This is a genomic window from Streptomyces sp. NPDC043952 (genome assembly GCF_056435325.1).
In genome coordinates, this window is record NZ_JBWKES010000015.1 from 66,875 (window position 1) to 88,131 (window position 21,257).

Annotated in this window: 14 protein-coding genes; 4 read left to right on the forward strand and 10 right to left on the reverse strand. The window is 73.1% G+C overall.

The features are described from left to right. Nucleotides 1-114: 114 nt before the first annotated feature. Both AC069R_RS18975 and AC069R_RS18980 read right to left on the reverse strand, forming a co-directional pair. Entirely contained in the window at nucleotides 115-1,581 is a 1,467-nt protein-coding gene (locus AC069R_RS18975; RefSeq protein ID WP_478767965.1) for a lysine N(6)-hydroxylase/L-ornithine N(5)-oxygenase family protein, read from the reverse strand. Continuing rightward, a complete protein-coding gene (locus tag AC069R_RS18980) occupies nucleotides 1,578-2,936 on the reverse strand; it encodes a pyridoxal phosphate-dependent decarboxylase family protein (RefSeq protein ID WP_478767967.1) in 1,359 nt (452 codons plus the stop codon). The genes AC069R_RS18975 and AC069R_RS18980 overlap by 4 nt, the downstream gene beginning before the upstream one ends. A gap of 155 nt (nucleotides 2,937-3,091) precedes the next feature. Between AC069R_RS18980 and AC069R_RS18985 the strand changes: the two genes are divergently transcribed. After that, nucleotides 3,092-3,640: a GNAT family N-acetyltransferase gene (locus AC069R_RS18985; protein WP_478767968.1), complete on the forward strand. Its 549-nt coding sequence runs from the start codon at nucleotides 3,092-3,094 to the stop codon at nucleotides 3,638-3,640. Nucleotides 3,641-4,207: 567 nt separating this feature from the next. On the opposite strand, the gene AC069R_RS18990 is transcribed toward AC069R_RS18985, so the two are convergent. The 4 genes from AC069R_RS18990 to AC069R_RS19005 all read right to left on the reverse strand — a co-directional run bounded on the left by AC069R_RS18990 (nucleotide 4,208) and on the right by AC069R_RS19005 (nucleotide 9,104). Beyond that, complete coding sequence (locus AC069R_RS18990; RefSeq protein WP_478767970.1) at nucleotides 4,208-5,074, reverse strand: NAD(P)H-binding protein; 867 nt, start codon at nucleotides 5,072-5,074, stop codon at nucleotides 4,208-4,210. Between the two features lie 157 nt (nucleotides 5,075-5,231). Next, on the reverse strand, nucleotides 5,232-7,724 hold the full coding sequence (gene pepN, locus AC069R_RS18995) for an aminopeptidase N (RefSeq protein WP_478767971.1): 2,493 nt from the start codon (nucleotides 7,722-7,724) through the stop codon (nucleotides 5,232-5,234). A 122-nt stretch (nucleotides 7,725-7,846) separates the two neighbouring features. Further along, the gene (locus AC069R_RS19000; protein ID WP_478767972.1) at nucleotides 7,847-8,179 is read right to left on the reverse strand and encodes a chorismate mutase; all 333 of its coding nucleotides are present in this window, start codon (nucleotides 8,177-8,179) and stop codon (nucleotides 7,847-7,849) included. 34 nt (nucleotides 8,180-8,213) lie between these two features. After that, complete coding sequence (locus AC069R_RS19005; RefSeq protein WP_478767973.1) at nucleotides 8,214-9,104, reverse strand: helix-turn-helix domain-containing protein; 891 nt, start codon at nucleotides 9,102-9,104, stop codon at nucleotides 8,214-8,216. Between the two features lie 98 nt (nucleotides 9,105-9,202). Between AC069R_RS19005 and AC069R_RS19010 the strand changes: the two genes are divergently transcribed. Continuing rightward, the gene (locus AC069R_RS19010) at nucleotides 9,203-10,960 is read left to right on the forward strand and encodes a glycoside hydrolase family 35 protein (protein ID WP_478767974.1); all 1,758 of its coding nucleotides are present in this window, start codon (nucleotides 9,203-9,205) and stop codon (nucleotides 10,958-10,960) included. A 133-nt stretch (nucleotides 10,961-11,093) separates the two neighbouring features. Further along, the gene (locus AC069R_RS19015; protein WP_478767975.1) at nucleotides 11,094-11,975 is read left to right on the forward strand and encodes a hypothetical protein; all 882 of its coding nucleotides are present in this window, start codon (nucleotides 11,094-11,096) and stop codon (nucleotides 11,973-11,975) included. 45 nt (nucleotides 11,976-12,020) lie between these two features. Here AC069R_RS19015 and AC069R_RS19020 read toward each other — a convergent pair whose 3' ends face one another. Further along, nucleotides 12,021-12,746 (reverse strand): vWA domain-containing protein, encoded by a 726-nt coding sequence (locus AC069R_RS19020; protein ID WP_478767977.1) that lies wholly within the window; start codon nucleotides 12,744-12,746, stop codon nucleotides 12,021-12,023. 170 nt (nucleotides 12,747-12,916) lie between these two features. Here AC069R_RS19020 and AC069R_RS19025 point away from each other — a divergent pair, with 170 nt between their 5' ends. Further along, nucleotides 12,917-13,822: a rhomboid family intramembrane serine protease gene (locus AC069R_RS19025; protein WP_478767978.1), complete on the forward strand. Its 906-nt coding sequence runs from the start codon at nucleotides 12,917-12,919 to the stop codon at nucleotides 13,820-13,822. Nucleotides 13,823-13,984: 162 nt separating this feature from the next. On the opposite strand, the gene AC069R_RS19030 is transcribed toward AC069R_RS19025, so the two are convergent. The 3 genes from AC069R_RS19030 to AC069R_RS19040 all read right to left on the reverse strand — a co-directional run bounded on the left by AC069R_RS19030 (nucleotide 13,985) and on the right by AC069R_RS19040 (nucleotide 21,249). Further along, nucleotides 13,985-15,448, reverse strand: coding sequence for a glutamate synthase subunit beta (locus AC069R_RS19030; RefSeq protein ID WP_478767980.1), 1,464 nt, complete (start codon nucleotides 15,446-15,448; stop codon nucleotides 13,985-13,987). Continuing rightward, nucleotides 15,441-19,952, reverse strand: coding sequence for a glutamate synthase large subunit (gene gltB, locus AC069R_RS19035; protein ID WP_478768076.1), 4,512 nt, complete (start codon nucleotides 19,950-19,952; stop codon nucleotides 15,441-15,443). The genes AC069R_RS19030 and gltB overlap by 8 nt, the downstream gene beginning before the upstream one ends. Before the next feature lie 565 nt (nucleotides 19,953-20,517). Beyond that, nucleotides 20,518-21,249, reverse strand: coding sequence for a VIT1/CCC1 transporter family protein (locus tag AC069R_RS19040; protein ID WP_478767981.1), 732 nt, complete (start codon nucleotides 21,247-21,249; stop codon nucleotides 20,518-20,520). Between the last annotated feature and the right edge of the window lie 8 nt (nucleotides 21,250-21,257).

The window sequence follows — 21,257 nt, forward strand, 5'->3', positions numbered from 1 at the left end:
GGGCTTACCCGTCGGTAGAGATTCCGGGCGGCATGACCACTCAACAACCTTTAGGTGAAGCCTTATTGACAAGTGTTGAATTGTGCGGGCGCCCGCTCCTATGAGCGAATTCGCTCACCGTTCTTCGACGAGCCGTTCTTCGACGAGCGGGGTGAGCCGCTGGGCGGAGTGCCGGGCCTGGGGAACGGCGGAATGCGGTTCGCGCAGTCCGAAGGTGGTGAAGGCCGTACGGGCCGGAAGGGGGTACGACTCCTTTCCGGTCAGGGAGTTGAGGATGGTGGCGCCGCGCCAGGCGGCGAGGCCCAGGTCGGGGGCGCCGACGCCGTGGGTGTGCAGTTCGGCGTTCTGGACGTAGACGGAGCCCTTGACCGAGGGGTCGAGGACCAGGCGGAAGTCCGCGTCGATGCGCGGGCGCTCGGCGGCGTCGCGGCGCATATAGGGGTCGAGCCCGGCGAGCAGTCGGCCGAGGGGCCGCTGCTGGTAGCCGGTGGCGAGGACGACGGCGTCGGTGGCGAGCCGGGAGCGGCTGCCCTCCTCCAGGTGTTCCAGATGGAGTTCGATCTTGTTGCTGGCGATCCGGCCCGCGGTGCGCACCCGCACGCCGGGGGTGAGGACGGCGTCGGGCCAGCCGCCGTCCAGGGTGCGCCGGTACAGCTCGTCGTGGATGGCGGCGAGGGTGCCGGCGTCGACGGCCTTGTGCAGCTGCCACTGGGCATCGACCAGCCGGTCGCGGACGGGTTCGGCGAGGGCGTGGAAGTAGCGGGTGTAGTCGGGGGTGAAGTGCTCCAGGCCGAGCTTGGAGTACTCCATCGGCGAGAACGCGGGGCTGCGGCCGATCCAGTGCAGCCGCTCCGCGCCGGCCGGGCGGCGGCGCAGCAGGTCGAGGAAGATCTCGGCGCCGGACTGCCCGGAGCCCACCACGGTGATGTGCCCGGCGGCCAGCAGCTCCTCGCGGTGGTCGAGGTAGTCGGCGGCATGGCAGACGGGCAGCCCCTCGGCGTCCACCATGGGCTTGAGGGGGGCCGGCACATGGGGGACGGTGCCGACGCCGAGGACGAGGTTGCGGGTGTAGGCGCGGCCGAGGGCGTCGGCCTCGCCGTCGGCGTCCAGCTGGGTGAAGTCGACCTCGAACAGGCCGCGTTCGGGGTTCCAGCGGACGGCGTCGACCTGGTGGCCGAAGCGCAGTCCGGGCAGGTGCTCGGCGACCCAGCGGCAGTAGGCGTCGTACTCGGCGCGCTCGATGTGGAAGCGCTCGGCGAAGTAGAAGGGGAACAGTCGCTCGCGGGTTCTGAGGTAGTTGAGGAAGCTCCAGGGGCTGGTGGGGTCGGCGAGGCTCACCAGGTCGGCGAGGAAGGGCACCTGGATGGTGGAGCCCTCGATGAGCAGGCCGGGGTGCCAGCTGAAGCCGGGCCGCTGTTCGTAGAAGACGGCGTCGAGTTCGGGCAGCGGGTGGGCGAGGGCGGCGAGGGAGAGGTTGCAGGGGCCGATGCCGATGCCGACCAGGTCGCGGGGGGCGTCGGGGTCGCGGCGCGGCAGCAGGGAGGTGCGGGCGGCCGTCTGCGGAGCCGGGTGGGGGGTCATCTGGGGGTGCTTCCTTCGACGAGTTTCAACAGGTGGGCGAGGTCGTCCGGCCGGGTGTGGGGGTTGAGGAGGGTGGCCTTGAGCCAGAGGCGGCCGTCGAGCCGGGCGCGGCCGAGGACGGCCCGGCCTTCGTGCAGCAGCTCCCGGCGGACGCCGGCCACGGCGGCGTCGGTGGCCTCGGCGGGGCGGAACAGGACGGTGCTGATGACGGGGGTGTCGTACAGCTCGAAACCGGGGTGGGCCCGGATGAGCGCGGCGAACTCCTGGGCCAGGTCGCAGACGTGGTCGACCAGGGCGCCGAGGCCGCGGCGGCCGAGGGTGCGCAGGGTGACCGCGGCCTTGAGGATGTCGGGGCGGCGGGTGGTGCGCAGGGAGCGGCCGAGCAGGTCGGGGTGGCCGGCCTCGGTGTCGTCGTCGGCGTTCAGGTAGTCGGCGCGGTGGTGGAGGACCGAGAGGTCGGCCGGGTCGGCGACGGCGAGCAGGCCGGCGGCGACCGGTTGCCAGCCGAGTTTGTGCAGGTCGAGGGTGACGGTGTGGGCGGCGTCGAGTCCGGCGAGCCGGGCGCGGTGCCGGTCGCTGAACAGCAGTCCGCCCCCGTAGGCGGCGTCGATGTGCAGCCGGGCGCCGTGGGCCGCGCACAGGGCGGCGATCTCGGGCAGCGGGTCGATGAGTCCGGCGTCGGTGGTGCCGGCGGTGGCGGCGACCAGCAGGGGGCCGGGGAGCGCGGTGAGGGCGGCGTCGAGGGCGGCCGGGTCGAGGGTGCCGCCGGGGGCCGGGACGATCACCGGGTCGGGCAGTCCGAGCAGCCAGGCGGCGCGGGCCAGCGAGTGGTGGGCGGCGGCGCCGCAGACGAGCCGGACGCTGCCGTGGCCGGCCTCGCGGGCGAGCAGCAGGGCGAGTTGGTTGGACTCGGTGCCGCCGGTGGTGACCAGGGCGTCGGCCAGTCCGGCGGCGCGTGCGAGGTCCCGTGCGACGAGGGATTCCAGGGCGGTGGCGCCGGGGGCCTGGTCCCAGGAGTCGAGGGAGGGGTTGAGGGCGCTGACCGCGAGGTCGGCCGCGGTGGCCACGGCGAGGGGCGGGCAGTGCAGATGGCCGGCGCACAGCGGGTCGGCGGGGTCGGCGGCGCCCTCGGCGAGGAGCCGTACGAGAACGCGCAGGCCGTCCGGGTCGCCCTCGTACGGCAGTACGTCCCCGAGCGCGTCGGCGACCCGCCGGGCGGTGGCCTCGGGTCCGCCGGCGGGCAGCGGGCCGCCGCGCGCTTCGCGGCCTTCCGCCAGCGCGTCCAGCACGGTGCCGAGGAGCGGGCGGAGGGCGTCCGGGCCGTGCGGGCCGGAGGCGAGGGGCTGGGTCGGCATGGGCTTGCCTCCGCTCTCGGGGCTGCTCGGGGCGCGCCGGGTGGTACGGGAAGAGGGGCGTGGGTCCCCTCTCTCCAACGAGCGGGACCCGTGCGTGGGTACTGCCGTACGGGGAAAACTTGTTGGAGCCGGTGCCCGGCACTACCGTCGGCCGGATGGTGGACGCGTGGATGCTCGACGTGCCCGGCGAACGGGTGCTGGTGCGTGAGCTCGGCCCGGCGGACGAGGCGCCGCTGATCCGGCTGTTCGAGGAGTGCGAGGACTATTTCCTGGCGGCCACCGGGCTGCCGTCGGCGCCGGGCGATGTGCAGAGCCTGTGCTACGCCCTGCCCGAGGGCGCACACCCCGAGGCCAAGGTGCTGCTGGTGCTGGAGCGGGACGGGGTGGTCGCGGGCGTGGTGGACGCGGTGCGCGACCATCCGGAGCCGGGCGCGGTGGCCGTCGGCCTGTTCCTGCTGGCCCCCTGGGCCCGCGGCCGGGGCCTCGGCCACACCCTGGCCCGCTCCCTGCTGGCACGGGCCGGGGACGCTCCCCTGGTGACGGCGACGGTCCCGCCCGGCTGGCGCCCCGGCGAACGCTTCCTGGAGCGGCTCGGCTTCGACCTCGCCCCGGCCCCCGGCCCGGCCACCGCGAACCGGCGACCGGGCCCGCGGGAGGGGGAAGTGCGACGGGCGGTGCTGCGGCGGCGGAACGGGGGGTCCTGAGCCCACGCCCGGAGCCGGGGCCGGCGGCGGAACGGGGGCTCTTGAGCCCGCGCTCGGAGCGGGGGCTGGAGCCAGAGCCGGGGCTGGAGTCGGGGTCGGGGTCGGGGTCGGAGCGAGAGTAGGGGCCGCGCCCGCAGCCAGAGCCAGGGCCGGAGCGGGTCGGAGTCGGAGCCAGAGCCGGGGCTGGAGTCGGGGCCACGCCCGGAGCAGGGGCTGGAGCCGGGGTCTGAGCCGGGGCCGCGTCCGCAGCCGGAGCCGGGGTCGGGGCGGGGGCTGGAGTCGGGGCCGCGCCCGGAGCCGGAGCGGGGGCCATGCCTGGAGCCGCAACCGGGGCTGGAGTCGGGACCGGAGCCAGAGTGGGGGCCGCGCCCGCAGCCGGGGCTGGAGTCGGAGCCGGGCCAGGGCCGGGGCCGGGGCCGGGGCCGGGGCGAGGGTGCCCGACGGTTTCGCACGCCGCCGAGCACCGAGCCACGGAATCCACGCCCCGGAATCCACGCCCCGGAATCCGCGTCCCTGAATCCGCGTCCCGAGTCAGCTGAATCCGCGTCCTCGAATCCGCATCCCGGGTCAGCTGAATCCGCGCCCCGAATCCGCCCGCTGGGCCGCGGAGTCGGCGCCGAAGTCCGGGGCGTGGTCTCGTGCCCAGTGGGCGAAGGTGCGGGCCGGGGTGCCGGTGATCCGCTCGACCGTGCCGGTGATCTCCGGGGGTACGCCGATGGTGGCCTCGAAGGTTTCGAGGAGGCGGGCGAGCATGTGCGGGTCCAGGTACGGGAACAACTCGGGGCCCGCCGTGCGGGGGTCGGCCTCCACGAAGGTCAGTTCCCGGCCGACGGCCGCGCCGATCGCCGCGACCTGGCCTGCGTTGGTGACCGCCTCCGGCCCGGTCAGGCGGTGTACGGCGCCCTCGTGGCCGTCGTCCAGGAACGCGCGCTCGGCGACGGCGGCGATGTCGTCCTCGTGGATCGGCGCGGTGACCGCGTCCGCGTAGACGCCCCGGACGGTGTTCCCGGCGCGGATCTGGGGTGCCCACTGGAGGGCGTTGGTGGCGAACGCGTTGGGCCGCAGGAACGTCCACGCGAGGCCGCTGTCGCGGATCAGCCGCTCGGCGGTGGCGTGCAGGACGTGGATGGGGTGGGTCTCGTCGGCGCCCTCCTGGACGATGCCGCTGGAGAGCAGGACGGCGTGGCGGACCCCGGCCGCGCGCGCCGCCGCCAGCAAAGGTCCGGTGACGGCCTGCGCGTAGAGGAAGACTCCGGTCACCCCGTCGAACAGGGCCGCGGGTTCCTCGGGCCGGAACCGCACCACCTCGGCCCGCTCGGGCAGCGCGGCCCGCGCCGGGTCACGGGTCAGCGCGCGTACCGGCCGGCCCGCGGCGAGGAGCCGGTCCACCAGGGCACGGCCCACGTTTCCGGTCGCGCCGGTCACTGCGATCACGATGGTTGCCTCCCGGCTCGGTCGTTCCTGTCGGTGCCCCGAGCCTAGGGGGCGGTGCCGGGCACCGCGCGGTCATAACGGGCCGCGAGCCGCGTGGTCGTGACGGGCCGGGCGCCGCACGGTTATGACGGGTCGGCGGCGCCCGGCTTCGTCGGGACTACTGCCGTGCCCCGCCCTCGCGGGCCCGCAGCGCGCGGCCCAGGTCGTCCAGGCGGTCGGCCAGGGCGCGGCGCAGGGACGGGGTGAGGTCGTCGCGGTCCAGGCATGCCTCGCCCAGGCGCAGGTGCTCGGCGTCCACGGCGTGGGCCGGGAAGCACCAGCGGCCGGCGGAGGCGGCGATGGCGTGGCCGCGGCGGGCGGCGAGGGGGACCGACTCCTCGTAGAAGCGCGGCACGTACTCCCGTACCAGCTCGGCCTGTTCGGGCTGCCAGAAGCCGTGGGCCGTGGCCTTGAACAGGTAGTTGGACAGCTCGTCGCCGCCGAACATCGTCGCCCAGGCCGCGCGCTTGGCCTCCGGGTCGGGCAGGGCGGCGCGGCAGCGGGCGGCGCCCTCCTGGCCGGTGGCGCTCGGGTCGCGGGCCAGTTCGGCGGCGATGGCGGCCTCGTCGGTGGCGCCGAGTACGGCGAGCCGGGCGAGGATGCGCCAGCGCAGGTCGGGGTCGAGCTCGGGGCCGCCGGGCACGGTGCCGTCGGCGAGCCAGGCGGCGATGGTGTCCGGGTGGGCGGCCACGTCGATCAGGTGGCGGACGGCGATCAGCCGCAGGCCCGGATGGTCGCCGTCCTCGGTGCGGCGCAGCAGGTCGCGGCAGAGGGCGGTGAGGGTGGCGAGCGCGGCCGGGCGCTCCCCGGCCGGCAGGTACTGGTCGGCGAGCTGGCCGCGCGCGAAGTCGAGCACGCCCTGCGCGATGGCGAGGTCGGTCTCGCGCGGCAGATGGGCGCGGGCGATCTCCAGGTAGGCGGCGGGCGCGAGTTCGCCGTCGCGTACCGCGTCCCGCAGGGAGTTCCACACGATCGCGCGGGTGAGCGGGTCGGGCAGCCCGGACAGGCCGCTGCGGACCGATGCGAAGGACTCGGTGTCGAAGCGGACCTTGGCGTAGGTGAGGTCGCCGTCGTTGAGCAGGAGGAGTGCGGGGCGCTTGCCGATGGGGCGCGGGGTGTCCTGCGGGACGTCGAGTTCGAGGCGCTCGCGCAGGATCAGCCGGTCCTCGTCGGCGACGTCGTGGTCGTACAGCCCCGCGACGATGCGGTGCGGGCGGCTGCCCCGGTGGTCGACGGCCAGCGTGCAGGCGCCGTCGGCGGTCTCGATCACGGGGGTGAGGGTGTCGACGCCGGTGGTGCGCAGCCAGCTGTCGGCCCAGGCGCGCACATCGCGTTCGGTGACGGAGGCGAGGGAGTCGAGGAAGTCGGCGAGGGTCGCGTTGCCGAACCGGTGCCGGGCGAAGTGGGTGTTGATGCCCGCGAGGAAGTCCTTCTCGCCCAGCCAGGCCGCCAGTTGACGCAGTGCGGAGGCGCCCTTGGCGTACGAGATGCCGTCGAAGTTGAGCAGGGCGGTGGCGGCGTCGTCCACGCCCTCGGGGGCGACCGGGTGGGTGGTGGGGCGCTGGTCCGCTTCGTACCCCCACGCCTTGCGGGTGATGCCGAACTCGGTCCAGGGGTCGGTGAAGCGGGTGGCCTCGGCGGTGGTCTGGTAGCCCATGTACTCGGCGAAGGACTCGTTCAGCCAGATGTCGTCCCACCACTTGAGGGTGACGAGGTCGCCGAACCACATGTGGGCCATCTCGTGCGAGATGACCATGGCGCGCAGCTGGCGCTCGGTGTCGGTGACGGCGGAGCGGTAGACGAACTCGTCGCGGAAGGTGACCAGGCCCGGATTCTCCATGGCGCCCGCGTTGAACTCGGGCACGAACGCCTGGTCGTAGGAGTCGAAGGGGTACGGCTCTTCGAACTTCTCGTGGTAGCGGTCGAAGCACGCGCGCGTGACCTCGAAGATCTCCTCGGCGTCGGCGTCGAGGTGGGGCGCGAGCGAGCGGCGGCAGTGGATGCCGAAGGGCAGCCCGCGGTGCTCGGTGCGCACCGAGTGCCAGGGGCCGGCGGCGACGGCGACCAGGTAGGTGGAGATCGGCGGGGTGGGGGCGGCCCGCCAGATGCCGTCGGCACCGCGCTCGGTGACGCCGTTGGCGAGGACGGTCCACTCCTCGGGCGCCTTGACCGAGACCTCGAAGACGGCCTTCAGGTCGGGCTGGTCGAAGGCGGGGAAGACCCGCTGGACGTCGTCCATGGCCAGCTGCGTGTAGACGTACGTCTCGCCGTCGACCGGGTCGGTGAAGCGGTGCATGCCCTCGCCGGTGCGCGAGTAGCGCATGGCCGCCTCGGCGCGCAGCTCGTGCTCGCCCGCGGTGAGGTTCTTCAGCAGCAGCCGGTCCTCGCGCAGCGCGTCCGGGCCCAGGGGCTGTCCGTCCAGGGTCACGGAGCGCAGCTCGGCGGGCTTCACCTCGAGGAACGTGTCCCCGTCGGACCGCGTGCTGAACCGGATCACGGTACGGGAGCCGAAGGTCTCGTCCCCGGTGGTGAGGTCCAGTTCGACCGTGTAGCGGTGGACGTCGAGGAGCTGAGCTCGGAGCTGCGCTTCGTCGCGCGTGAGTACGGACATGGATGCCATGCTGCCTGATGGGACTGACAGCGCACAGCGCGGGAGCGTTACACGCCTATTATCCGACCCGCCCTTTTCTTCCCCTTGTTCGGGATTCGGTGCCCGGTCTCCGGGTTCCGGGTTCAGTTCCCGTTGGTGTCCTCGGCGATGCGCTCGTGGTGCCTGATCACCTCGGCGATGATGAAGTTGAGGAACTTCTCGGCGAACGCGGGATCGAGCTTGGCGTTCTCGGCGAGCCGGCGCAGCCGGTCGATCTGGCGGGCCTCGCGGGCCGGGTCGGCGGGCGGCAGCTGGTGCACGGCCTTGAGCCGGCCGACCTGCTGGGTGGCCTTGAAGCGTTCGGCGAGCATGTGGACGACGGCCGCGTCGATGTTGTCGATGCTGTCGCGCAGCCGCTCCAGTTCCTGGCGGACCGCGGGGTCCACGTCACCCGTGCCGGTGTTGCTGGTGGTCATGGACGCCCACCCTATGTGGTCGGCGGGGTGCGGCTCATGCGGTGTCCGAGGGGTGGATCACCGGGGGGTCGTCCGGGTCCGGGACGCGGTCGCTCCAGCCGCCGGGGACGCTGCGGCCCTGCTGGGCGCGGAAGCGGGCCGGGGCGAGGCCGACGCGGCGGGTGAACAGGCGGGAGAAGTAGGCGGGATCGTCGTAGCCGACGCGGCGGGCGACGGCGGCGACGGGCAGTTCGGTGCCGGCGAGGAGTTCCTTGGCGCGGCCGAGCCGGATGCCGAGCAGGTAGTCCTTGGGGGTGCAGCCGGCCGCCCGGCGGACGGCGCCGCGCAGTTCGGCGGTGGTCATGCCGTGCCGGGCGGCGTGGTCGGCGACGCTGAGCGGGGTGCAGGCGTCCCGCGCGAGGGCTTCGAGGACCTGGTCGCCGTCGGGGGCGAGGTCGGCGCGGGCGCGGCGCAGGGCGACGAGGAGTTCGTGCACGGCGGCGCCGGTCTCCACCTCCAGGAGGGGGTTGCCGCGGCGGGCGGCGCGGGTGATGCGGGCGATCACCGCGCGGGGTCCCGCGGCGTCGGAGAGGGCCACGACGGGCCGTTCGGGCTCGATGTAGCCCAGCTCGGTGTAGGTGGCGGTGGCGGGCCCGGCGAAGTCCACGAAGCCCTCGTCCCAGCCGGTGTCCGGACCGGGTGCGTAGTGGTGGGGCACACCGGGGGTGAGCCAGAGCAGCGCGGGCGCGGTGACGATCGTACGGCGGCCGTCGGCGCCGGCGTACCAGCCGCCGCCGGAGCTGATCACGACGGCCACGTGGTGGTCGAGGGTGCGCGGGCCCACGGTGGGCAGCGCGCCGTGCTGGAGTCCGACGCCGAGGCAGACCAGGCCGAGGCGGTGGTGGGCGGGGCCGGGGCTGAAGAACCGCATCCAGGTCTGGTACACCGCTGCTCCTCCCGGCGTCGGCGGCGGCCGGTTTTTGTCCAAGTGGCGCCGATCTTCGTCCATGGCGCGGGGCACCGGAAGGGGTGAGCCTTGGCGGTATGAGCGAGTTCACCGTGGGCGAGCGGGACTTCCTGCTGGACGGGCGGCCGGTGCGGCTGCTGTCCGGCGCGCTGCACTACTTCCGGGTGCACGAGGAGCAATGGGGGCACCGGCTCGCGATGCTGCGGGCGATGGGCCTGAACTGCGTGGAGACCTATGTGCCGTGGAATCTGCACGAGCCGGCTGCGGGGCGCCACCGGGACGTGGCGGCGGTGGGCCGGTTCCTGGACGCGGCGCGCGCGGCGGGCCTGTGGGCGATCGTGCGGCCCGGCCCCTACATCTGCGCCGAGTGGGAGAACGGCGGTCTGCCGGCCTGGCTGACCGGCGAGCTGGGCCGGCGGGTGCGCACACGGGACGAGCGGTATCTGAGCCGGGTCCGCGACTGGTTCGGCCGGCTGCTGCCCGAGATCGTGCCCCGGCAGGCCGACCGCGGCGGCCCGGTGGTGCTGGTGCAGGTGGAGAACGAGTACGGCAGTTACGGCTCCGACGCGGGCTACCTCGCCCGACTGGCCGCCCTGTTGCGCGCCGGGGGCGTCACGGTGCCGCTGTGCACCTCCGACGGCCCCGAGGACCACATGCTGACCGGCGGGTCCGTGCCCGGCGTGCTCGCCACGGCGAATTTCGGCTCCCGCGCGCGCGAGGCGTTCGCCGCGCTGCGCCGCCACCGTCCCTCGGGCCCGCTGATGTGCATGGAGTTCTGGTGCGGCTGGTTCGACCACTGGTCCGGGGCGCCCGCCGCGCGCGACCCGGAGGAGGCCGCCGGGGCGCTGCGGGAGATCCTGGAGTGCGGTGCCTCGGTGAACCTCTACATGGCGCACGGCGGCACCAGCTTCGGCGGCTGGGCGGGCGCGAACCGGGGCGGCGAGCTGCACGAGGGCGCGCTCCAGCCGGATGTGACCTCCTACGACTACGACGCCCCGGTGGACGAATACGGCCGCCCCACCGAGAAGTTCCGGCGCTTCAGGGAGGTGCTGGCGCGCTACCGCGAGGGCCCCTTGCCGGAACTGCCGCCACAGCCCCCGCGATTGAGTTCCCCCGTCGGGGTTTCGCTCACCGGATGGGCGCCTATGGACGCCGTTCTGGCCGCCCTGGGCGGCGAGGAGACGACACGCCCCCAGGCGCCCACGTTCGAGGACCTGGGCGTCACGCGCGGCCTGGTCCGCTACGAGGTGGATGTGCCCGGACCGCGCGAGCCGTACCCGCTGACCGTGCGGGGGCTGCGGGATCTGGCCGTGGTGTACGTCGACGGGGTGCGGGCCGGGGTGCTCACCGAGGCGGAACCGCGGCTGAAGGAGCCCGTCGCGGGTCCGGCGCGGGTGGAGCTGTGGGTGGAGTCCCTCGGCCGGGTGAACTACGGGCCGCGCCTGGGCGAGGCGAAGGGGATCACCGGGGGTGTGCTGCACGAGCGGCAGTACCTGCACGGGGTGCGGGCCCGCGGGCTGGATCTGGACGCGTTCGGGGACGGCGTGTCCGCGGTGCCGTTCGGCGCGCCGCCCGCCGCGGGGGGACGGGGACTGTACCGGGGCACGGCCACGGTGCTCGGGACGGCCGGGGACGCCCGGCTGGAACTGCCGGGCCTGACGCGCGGTTTCGTGTGGATCAACGGCTTCTGCCTGGGCCGCTACTGGTCGGCGGGGCCCCAGCGGTCGCTGTACGTTCCCGGTCCGGTGCTGCGGGCGGGGGCGAACGAGGTGTGGGTGCTGGAGCTGGAGGACACGGAGGGGGACGGGGTGGCGCCGCGGCTGCTGCCGGTGTGAGACCGAGGCCACCGCCGGGTGTCGTGGGCGGTGGCGGCGGGCGGCGGGGCGCCTACCCTGGAGGAGCGGTGCGGGCTCGGGCGCGGGGGTCGCGAGGGCTCATCGGACTGTCGGGGCGTCTGGGGGTGCCGGCGTGGCGAACGGCGGACCGGTGGAGCACGGGTTCCCGCATCTGGAGACGGTGCGGGCGGCGATCACCGCGCTGTACCGGCGGCTGTCGCCGACGGCCGTGCGGACGTTCTCGGCCAGTGTGGCCCCCGCGGACGTGGCGTTCTGCGACACCGACGACCTGCATCTGGGGGCGCAGCGGGTGGCCCGCGAGCTGGTGCGGCACTTCCGGCTGCCGGACGCGCGGCTGATCGTCGGCTTCCGGGAGATGACCCATGCGGCGAACGTCGAACTGGCGGCGGGGCCCGAGTACTTCGTGGAGCTGAACGACCGTTTCCGCACCCATCGCCGGGACATCGGCGCGGCGCTCGCGCACGAGGTGGCGCACGTCTATCTGCACCGCCTGGACCTCGCCTTCCCCACGACGGCGGAGAACGAGATCCTCACGGACACGGTGACGACGTACCTGGGCGCGGGCTGGCTCCTGCTGGACGCCTACCGCGAGGACGCGCTCTCCTCGCAGAAGCTGGGCTACCTCACCCCGGAGGAGTTCGGCTATGTGCTGGCCAAGCGGTCCCTGCTGTTCGGCGAGGACCCCTCGGTCCGGTTCACCAGCCCGCAGGCGTACACCGCGTACACCAAGGGCCTGGCCCGCGCCCGGCAGGACACCCGGCAGCCCCCGCTGACCGGCGCCGGCTGGGCCGGCCGCCACCGCTACGCCCACGACCGCCGCCAGGCCGCGCGGGCTCCCGCGGGCGTCCCCTACTCCTTCGGCTCCGACCCCGCCGGCCGCCTCCACGTCACCTTCCCCTGCCCGACCTGCCACCAGCGGATCAGGGTGCCGGTGCGGGGGCGGGTCCGGGCGCGGTGCGGGTTGTGCGGGGCGGTGCTGGAGTGCGACACCTGAGCGTCCGGGGGCCGAGCGGAGCCGGTGCGCCGCGCGCCCGCCGGTTCAGGCGGGGCGGACGATGCCGGCGGCGCGGGCGGCCGACAGCCAGGAGGGGAACTCGCCGACGAGACGGTCGTACAGCTCGGTGTCGGTCAGGCGCCGGGGGTCCTCGCCCGCGTGGAAGAAGCCGGCGTTGTCCACGATCCGCTTGCCGGGCACCGGGAGTTCGTCCAGTCTCCGCAGGAAGTCGAACTGCTTGCCGTGCGGGTCGCCGAAGCCGATGAACTGCCAGAACAGGGGCATCTTGGCGGACTTGCAGAGGTAGCGTTCCGCGGCGAGCTTGTTGATGGGGCCGCCGTCGGTCTGGAAGACGACCAGGGCGGGGTCGGTGGCGCCGCCGTCCAGGTAGTGGTCGATGACGGCGTCCATCGCCAGGTGGTAGCTGGTCTTGCCCATGTGGCCGAGCCCGGTGACGATCCGCTCGACGCTGCCCGCGTGCCGGGCGAGGGGTATGTCGGTGACGGCGTCGATGCCGGTGGAGAAGAACACCACCGGCACCCGGCCGTCGTCGTCCAGGTGCGCGGACAGCCCCAGCACCCGGTCGGCGAGCGCCTGGACGCTGCCGTCCTGGTAGTACGGCCGCATGGAGCCGGAGTAGTCGAGGACGAGGTAGACGGCGGCCCGCAGCCCGTCCAGGCCGTGTTTGCGCAGGCTGACCCCGGCCGAGCGGTAGGCGCCGACGAGCGCGGGCGCGGTCTCCTCCACCTTGCGCAGACTGATGGCGGCCATGGCCCCCCTCCGGCTGTTCCGAGGAGCCGAGCCTACGTGATCACGCGCACCGGGCGTCGCGCCCGTCCCACCGGTTCGCTATTTTGATCGCTGCCGCCCCACCGGCCCGCTGTGTCTCCCCCCGCCCCTCCCCCTTCCTTGTCGTTCTTCCCCTTCCGAGGAGCCGGCCCGTGGCCGCCGAGTCCGTCGTGACCACCTGTTTCCGTCATCCGCGGGTGGAGTCGTACGTCCGCTGCACCCGCTGCGACCGTTTCATCTGCCCGGCCTGCATGCGGGCGGCGTCCGTCGGGCATCAGTGCGCGATGGGGGCCCCTCCCGGTTCGAGCGAAGCCGAGAACTGGGGGAGCGTGCGGGAGGGTGCCCGGTCGGTCCGGCGGGCGCGGACCGTGTTCGGGGGCCGGGTCGCCGCGGTGCCGCTGCTGACGTATGTGCTGGTCGGGCTGAACGTGGTGGCGTATGTGGTGGAGCTGGCCCGGCCGGCGTTCGAGTACCGCTTCGCGATGCTCGGCACCACGCCTGCCGGCTATGTGCCGGAGGGGGTCGCGCACGGGGAGTGGTACCGGCTGCTGACCGGCGCGTTCCTGCATCTGACGCCCGGCGAGGGGACGTTCGGGATCACGCACGTCCTGTTCAACATGGTGGCGCTGTGGAACACCGGCCGGGTCGTGGAGATTGAGCTGGGCCGCGTGCGCTACCTCGCCCTGTACCTGCTGTCGGCGCTCGGCGGTTCGGTGCTGGAGCTGCTGCTGGTCCCGGAGTCGTACACGGTCGGCGCCTCCGGTGCGATCTTCGGTCTGGGCGCCGCCTACTGGGTCATGGGCCGCCGCCTCGGCCACGACATGCGCGAGGTCAACCGGTACATGGCGGGCCTGCTGCTGTGGCTGGTGATCTCGGCGGGGCTGACCTCCTGGCAGGGCCACCTCGGCGGGCTGCTCGCGGGCGCCGTGGTGACCCTGGCCTTCGCCTTCGCGCCCCGCGAGGGGCGGCGCGCCCTGGTGCAGGCGGGGGTGTGCGTGGCCCTGCTCGCCCTGCTGCTCGCGCTCGCCTGGCTGAAGGCGGCCTCGCTGACCGCCTGATCCGGGGCGGCGGAACAGCACACGGCGGGATCGCGCCGGACAGCGCGCCGGGCAACGCCGGGGAAAAGTCAACGGCGCCTGCCCGGTCGTCCGGTCGGGGACAGGTGGGCAGGCGCCATTGGTGTTCCGCACGCCTTTGTGCGGGACGTTCCAGGGGTGCCGTCAGACCGCGAGCGCGCGGTCGGTCGGGCGGATCGGGGCCGGCAGGTCGCTGGCCCCGGTCAGGTAGCGGTCGACGCCGCGGGCGGCCGAGCGGCCCTCCGCGATCGCCCAGACGATCAGGGACTGCCCGCGGCCGGCGTCACCGGCGACGAACACCCCCGGCACATTGGTCTGGAAGTCGGCGTCGCGGGCGATGTTACCCCGCTCATCGAGGTCTAGACCAAACTGCTCCACCAGGCCGTTCTCCCGGTCGGTGCCGGTGAAGCCCATCGCCAGGGTGACCAGCTGGGCCGGGATGCGGCGCTCGGTGCCCGGCTTCTGGCTGAGCTTGCCGTCCACGAACGCGACCTCGGCCAGGTGCAGCCACTGCACATTGCCGTCCTCGTCGCCCTCGAAGTGGGTGGTGGAGACGGAGTAGAGCCGCTCGCCGCCCTCCTCGTGGGCCGAGGTGACCTTGTAGAGGATCGGGAAGGTGGGCCAGGGCTGCCCGGTCGGGTGCCGCTCGTCGTTCGGGCGGGGCATGATCTCCAGCTGGGTGACCGAGGCCGCGCCCTGCCGGTGGGCGGTGCCCACGCAGTCCGCGCCGGTGTCACCGCCGCCGATCACGACGACGTGCTTGCCCTCGGCCGACACGGGCGGGGTCACGTAGTCGCCCTCCTGGACCTTGTTGGCCAGGGGCAGGTACTCCATCGCCTGGTAGATGCCCTTCAGCTCCCGTCCGGGGACGGGAAGGTCACGGGCGGTGGTGGAGCCGGCGGCGATCACGATCGCGTCGTAGCGCTTCTTCAGGTCCCGCGCGTTCAGGTCCCGGCCGATCTCGACGCCGGTGCGGAAGCGGGTGCCCTCCGCGCGCATCTGCTCGATACGGCGGTTGATGTGCCGCTTCTCCATCTTGAACTCGGGGATGCCGTACCGCAGCAGGCCGCCGATGCGGTCCGCGCGCTCGTAGACGGCGACCGTGTGTCCCGCGCGGGTCAGCTGCTGGGCGGCGGCCAGGCCGGCGGGGCCCGAGCCGATCACCGCGACCGTCTTGCCGGACAGGCGCTCGGGGATGCGCGGCACGACGTGCCCGCCGTCCCACGCCTTGTCGATGATGGAGACCTCGACGTTCTTGATGGTGACAGGCTGCTGGTTGATGCCGAGCACGCACGCCGACTCGCACGGCGCCGGGCACAGCCGCCCGGTGAACTCCGGGAAGTTGTTGGTGGCGTGCAGCCGCTCGTAGGCGGCGGCCCAGTCCTCGCGGTAGGCGTAGTCGTTCCACTCGGGGATCAGGTTCCCGAGCGGACAGCCGTTGTGGCAGAACGGGATGCCGCAGTCCATGCACCGGCCGGCCTGCTTGCCGATGATCGGCAGCAGCGAGCCGGGGACGTAGACCTCGTTCCAGTCCTTGACGCGCTCACCGACGGGGCGGGTCCTGGCGACCTCGCGGCCGTGGTTGAGGAAGCCCTTCGGATCAGCCATTGGTCGCCGCCTCCATCATCTTCTCGGTGATCTCGGTCTCGGAGAGACCGGCTCGCTCGGCGGCGTCCTTGGCGGCGAGCACTGCCTGGTACGTGCGGGGGATGATCTTGCTGAACCGGGCCGCGGCCGCGTCCCAGTCGGCGAGCAGCTTCGCGGCGACGGTCGAACCGGTCTCCTCGGCGTGCCGGCGCACCACGTCGTGCAGCCACGCCTTGTCCGACTCGTCCGGCTCCTGGACGGCGTCCGCGTTGCCCGCGTTGACGTTGTCGGGGTCGAGGTCGATGACGTAGGCGATGCCACCGGACATGCCCGCCGCGAAGTTGCGGCCGGTCGGGCCGAGGACGACCGCGTGACCACCGGTCATGTACTCGCAGCCGTGGTCGCCCACGCCCTCGGAGACGACCAGCGCGCCGGAGTTGCGCACACAGAACCGCTCGCCGGTACGACCGCGCAGGAACAGCTCGCCGCCGGTGGCGCCGTAGCCGATGGTGTTGCCCGCGATCGTCGAGTACTCGGCGAGGTGGTCGGCGGCGCGGTCCGGGCGGACGATGATCCGGCCGCCGGACAGGCCCTTGCCCACGTAGTCGTTGGCGTCGCCCTCCAGGCGCAGCGTGATGCCGCGCGGCAGGAAGGCGCCGAAGGACTGGCCCGCGGAACCGGTGAAGGTGATGTCGATGGTGTCCTCGGGCAGGCCCGCGCCGCCGAACTTCCGGGTCACCTCGTGGCCCAGCATGGTGCCGACCGTGCGGTTGATGTTGCGGATGGCGACCTGGGCGCGCACCGGCTGGGCCTCGGTCGCGTCGTTCGCGGCGAGGGCGTCGGCGGCGAGCTTGATCAGCTCGTTGTCCAGGGCCTTCTCCAGGCCGTGGTCCTGGGCGGTCAGCCGGTGGCGGGCGGCGCCCTCGGGCAGGTCCGGCACGTGGAACAGCGGTTCCAGGTCCAGGCCCTGCGCCTTCCAGTGGTCGACGGCGCGCCGCACGTCCAGCACCTCGGCGTGGCCGACGGCCTCCTCGATGGAGCGGAAGCCCAGCTCGGCGAGGAGCTCGCGGACCTCCTCGGCGATGAACCGGAAGAAGTTCACGATGTGCTCGGCCTTGCCGGCGAAGCGCTCGCGCAGCACCGGGTTCTGGGTGGCGATGCCGACCGGACAGGTGTCCAGGTGGCACACGCGCATCATGACGCAGCCGGAGACGACGAGCGGCGCGGTCGCGAAACCGAACTCCTCGGCGCCGAGCAGCGCGGCGATGACCACATCGCGGCCGGTCTTGAGCTGACCGTCGGTCTGTACGACGATCCGGTCGCGCAGTCCGTTGAGCAGCAGCGTCTGCTGGGTCTCGGCGAGGCCCAGCTCCCAGGGGCCGCCCGCGTGCTTCAGCGAGGTCAGCGGGGAGGCGCCGGTGCCGCCGTCGTGACCGGAGATCAGCACGACGTCCGCGTGTGCCTTGGACACCCCGGCCGCGACGGTGCCGACGCCGACCTCGGAGACCAGCTTGACGTGGATCCGGGCGCGGGGGTTGGCGTTCTTGAGGTCGTGGATCAGCTGGGCCAGATCCTCGATGGAGTAGATGTCGTGGTGCGGCGGCGGGGAGATCAGGCCCACGCCGGGCGTCGAGTGCCGGGTCCTGGCGACCCAGGGGTAGACCTTGTGGCCGGGCAGCTGGCCGCCCTCGCCGGGCTTGGCGCCCTGGGCCATCTTGATCTGGATGTCGTCCGCGTTGACCAGGTACTCGGAGGTGACGCCGAAGCGGCCGGAGGCGACCTGCTTGATCGCCGAGCGGCGCGCGGGGTCGTACAGGCGCTCCGGGTCCTCGCCGCCCTCACCGGTGTTGGACTTGCCGCCGAGCTGGTTCATGGCGATGGCGAGGGTCTCGTGCGCCTCCTTGGAGATGGAGCCGTACGACATCGCGCCGGTCGAGAACCGCTTGACGATCTCGCTGACCGGCTCGACCTCCTCGACCGGGATCGGCGCCCGGTCCGAGGTGAAGCCGAACAGGCCGCGCAGCGTCATCAGGCGCTCGGACTGCTCGTTCACCCGCGAGGTGTACTTCTTGAAGATGTCGAAGCGGCCGGTGCGCGTGGAGTGCTGGAGGCGGAAGACCGTCTCCGGGTCGAACAGGTGCGGCTCGCCCTCGCGGCGCCACTGGTACTCGCCGCCGATGTCCAGGGCGCGGTGCGCCGGGGCGATGCCGGAGGCCGGGTAGGCCTTGGCGTGCCGGGCGGCGACCTCGGCGGCGATGACGTCGATGCCGACGCCGCCGATCTTGGTGGCGGTGCCGTTGAAGTACTTCTCCACGAAGGCCTCGTCCAGGCCGACGGCCTCGAAGACCTGGGCGCCGCGGTAGGAGGCGACGGTGGAGATGCCCATCTTGGACATGACCTTCAGGACGCCCTTGCCGAGGGCGTAGATCAGGTTCTTGATGGCCTTCTCGGGCTCGATGCCCTGGAGGAAGGTGCCCGCGCGCAGCAGGTCCTCCACCGACTCCATCGCGAGGTACGGGTTGACGGCGGCGGCGCCGTAGCCGATCAGCAGAGCGACGTGGTGGACCTCGCGGACGTCGCCGGCCTCGACCAGCAGGCCCACGTGGGTGCGCTGCTTGGTGCGGATGAGGTGGTGGTGAACGGCCGCGGTGAGCAGCAGCGAGGGGATCGGCGCGTGCTCGGCGTCGGAGTGCCGGTCGGAGAGGACGATCAGGCGGGCGCCGTTCTCGATGGCCGCGTCGGCCTCGGCGCAGATCTCCGCTATACGGGCGGCCAGCGACTCGCCGCCGCCGCTCACCCGGAACAGACCGGAGAGGGTCACGGCCTTGAAGCCGGGCATGTCGCCGTCGGCGTTGATGTGGATGAGCTTGGCCAGCTCGTCGTTGTCGATCACCGGGAAGGGCAGCAGGACGGACCGGCAGGAGGCGGCGGTCGGCTCCAGCAGGTTGCCCTGCGGGCCCAGCGCGCTGCGCAGGGAGGTGACCAGTTCCTCGCGGATGGCGTCCAGCGGCGGGTTGGTGACCTGGGCGAACAGCTGGGTGAAGTAGTCGAACAGCAGCCGGGGGCGCTCGGACAGGGCCGCGATCGGGGAGTCGGTGCCCATGGAGCCGATCGGCTCGGCGCCGGTGCGGGCCATCGGGGCGAGGAGGACGCGCAGCTCCTCCTCGGTGTAGCCGAAGGTCTGCTGGCGGCGGGTGACCGAGGCGTGGGTGTGCACGATGTGCTCGCGCTCGGGCAGGTCGGCCAGCTCGATCTCGCCGGCCTCCAGCCACTCGGCGTACGGCTCGGCGCCGGCGAGGGCGGCCTTGACCTCGTCGTCCTCGATGATGCGGTGCTCGGCGGTGTCCACGAGGAACATCCGGCCGGGCTGGAGGCGGCCCTTGCGGACGACCCGTACGGGGTCGATGTCCAGGACGCCGACCTCGGAGCCGAGGACGACCAGGCCGTCGTCGGTGACCCAGTAGCGGCCGGGGCGCAGGCCGTTGCGGTCGAGTACGGCGCCGACCTGGGTGCCGTCGGTGAAGGTGACGCAGGCGGGGCCGTCCCAGGGCTCCATCATGGTGGCGTGGTAGCCGTAGAAGGCGCGCCGGGCCGGGTCCATGGTGGCGTGGTTCTCCCAGGCCTCCGGGATCATCATCAGCACGGCGTGCGGCAGCGAACGGCCGCCGAGGTGCAGCAGCTCCAGGACCTCGTCGAAGGAGGCGGAGTCGGAGGCGCCCGGAGTGCACACCGGGAAGAGGCGGTCCAGCTTCTCCGCGGGGCCGAACAGGTCGGTGGCCAGCCGGGACTCGCGGGCGCGCATCCAGTTGCGGTTGCCCTGGACGGTGTTGATCTCACCGTTGTGGGCGACGAAGCGGTACGGGTGCGCCAGCGGCCACGACGGGAAGGTGTTCGTGGAGAACCGGGAGTGCACCAGCGCGATCGCGGAGGCGAAGCGGCGGTCGGACAGGTCCGGGAAGAAGGGCTCCAGCTGGCCGGTGGTCAGCATGCCCTTGTAGACGATGGTGCGCGCGGACAGCGAGGGGAAGTAGACGCCCGCCTCGCGTTCGGCGCGCTTGCGCAGCACGAACGCCTTGCGGTCCAGGGCGATGCCCTCGCTGGCCCCGTCGGTCACGAAGATCTGCCGGAAGACCGGCATGGTGGAGCGGGCGGTGGCGCCCAGCAGCTCGGGGGCGACCGGCACCTCGCGCCAGCCGAGGACGGTCAGGCCCTCCTCGGCGGCGATGGCGTCGATGGCCGCCGCGGCGTCCTCGGTGCCCTCCGGGGGCAGGAAGGCGATACCGGCGGCGTAGGAACCGGCGGCGGGCAGCTCGAATCCGGCCACCTCGCGGAAGAAGGCGTCCGGCACCTGCGAGAGCAGGCCCGCGCCGTCGCCCGAGTCCGGCTCGGAGCCGGTGGCGCCGCGGTGCTCCAGGTTGCGCAGCACGGTCAGCGCCTGCTCGACCAGGGTGTGGGAGGCCTCGCCGGTGAGAGTGGCGACGAAACCGACGCCGCAGGCATCGTGTTCGTTGCGGGGGTCGTACATACCCTGCGCAGCAGGGCGAGCATCCATGAACGACCAGTTCTGGCCGTTCTCGGAATGCTGGGACGGCTGGCGCGGCGTACGCATCGGCTCTCCCGTCGTCGTCATGTGGCATGTGGCGTGTGCCGAGGGACGACGTTGGCCCTCTGCGGAGATGGCGAAATTTCGTGCAGGTTACATGATGGCCCGGTTCTCGGGAAGCGGATACTCCGTTTCATCATGCGGACACAGCGAGGGTTCATGGCCGGGTGTCCGGGAGCCGCGCGGGGCGGCCGGGTACCGCACGAAACGGCCGGTGCCGCATGGCGCGACGGCCGGGATGCCGCACGGGGCGGGCCGGCCGCCGCGGTGGCGGCGAACGCGTGTGGGTGGACCGCTGCGACACCATCGGTCGGATCGGTGTCCATCGGTCCGGGGGGAGCAGGGGGGGCTTCGTCGGCCCGCCCCGCAGGGGGTGCGGCAGGCGTCATTGCCCACGGCGCTTACGGCTCATGCCCCGCGGTCATGCATCCGAAACCAACGGGTAACGGCTACTTATTCGTCATCCCGTATAAGTACCGGTCGCGCCTTATCCTACGGCCGTTCCGAACAGGGTCCCCAGGGCGTACGTCACACCGGCGGCCGCGCCACCCAGCGCGAGCTGCCGCAGACCGCTGAACCACCAGCTGCGCGCGGTCACCTTGGCCACCACGGCGCCACAGCCGAAGAGTCCGACGAGCGCGAGCAGCAGGGCGGGCCACAGGTCGGTGGCGCCGAGCAGGTACGGCAGCAGGGGCAGCAGCGCGCCGAGGGCGAAGGAGCCGAAGGAGGAGACGGCCGCGACCAGCGGGGAGGGCAGGTCGCCCGGATCGATGCCCAGCTCCTCGCGGGCGTGTATCTCCAGGGCCTGCTCGGGGTCCTTGGACAGCTGCCGGGCCACTTCGCGGGCCAGGTCGGGGGCCACGCCCCGCGCCACGTACAGCGCCGCCAGCTCGTCCTCCTCGTCCTGGGGGTGCCGGCGCAGTTCGCGGCGCTCGACGTCCAGCTCGGCCTCGACCAGGTCGCGCTGGGAGGCGACGGAGGTGTACTCGCCGGCGGCCATGGAGAAGGCGCCGGCGGCGAGGCCCGCGAGGCCGGTGATGACGATGGTCTGGTGGCCGACGGAACCACCGGCCACGCCGGTCATCAGGGCGAGGTTGGAGACCAGGCCGTCCATCGCGCCGAAGACGGCGGGGCGCAGCCAGCCGCCGTTGACATCGCGGTGCGTGTGGTTGTCGCGGTGCGCCTCATGCAGCGCGGCCTCGGTTTCGATGAGGGCCATGATCTTCT

Excerpts from the sequence above, each read along its gene's own strand:
- AC069R_RS18975 (WP_478767965.1), bottom strand. The coding sequence starts at position 1,581 with ATGACCCCCCACCCGGCTCCGCAGACGGCCGCCCGCACCTCCCTGCTG.
- AC069R_RS18980 (WP_478767967.1), bottom strand. The coding sequence starts at position 2,936 with ATGCCGACCCAGCCCCTCGCCTCCGGCCCGCACGGCCCGGACGCCCTC.
- AC069R_RS18985 (WP_478767968.1), top strand. The coding sequence starts at position 3,092 with ATGGTGGACGCGTGGATGCTCGACGTGCCCGGCGAACGGGTGCTGGTG.
- pepN (WP_478767971.1), bottom strand. The coding sequence starts at position 7,724 with ATGTCCGTACTCACGCGCGACGAAGCGCAGCTCCGAGCTCAGCTCCTC.
- AC069R_RS19000 (WP_478767972.1), bottom strand. The coding sequence starts at position 8,179 with ATGACCACCAGCAACACCGGCACGGGTGACGTGGACCCCGCGGTCCGC.
- AC069R_RS19010 (WP_478767974.1), top strand. The coding sequence starts at position 9,203 with ATGAGCGAGTTCACCGTGGGCGAGCGGGACTTCCTGCTGGACGGGCGG.
- AC069R_RS19020 (WP_478767977.1), bottom strand. The coding sequence starts at position 12,746 with ATGGCCGCCATCAGTCTGCGCAAGGTGGAGGAGACCGCGCCCGCGCTC.
- AC069R_RS19030 (WP_478767980.1), bottom strand. The coding sequence starts at position 15,448 with ATGGCTGATCCGAAGGGCTTCCTCAACCACGGCCGCGAGGTCGCCAGG.
- gltB (WP_478768076.1), bottom strand. The coding sequence starts at position 19,952 with ATGTACGACCCCCGCAACGAACACGATGCCTGCGGCGTCGGTTTCGTC.
- AC069R_RS19040 (WP_478767981.1), bottom strand. The coding sequence starts at position 21,249 with ATGGCCCTCATCGAAACCGAGGCCGCGCTGCATGAGGCGCACCGCGAC.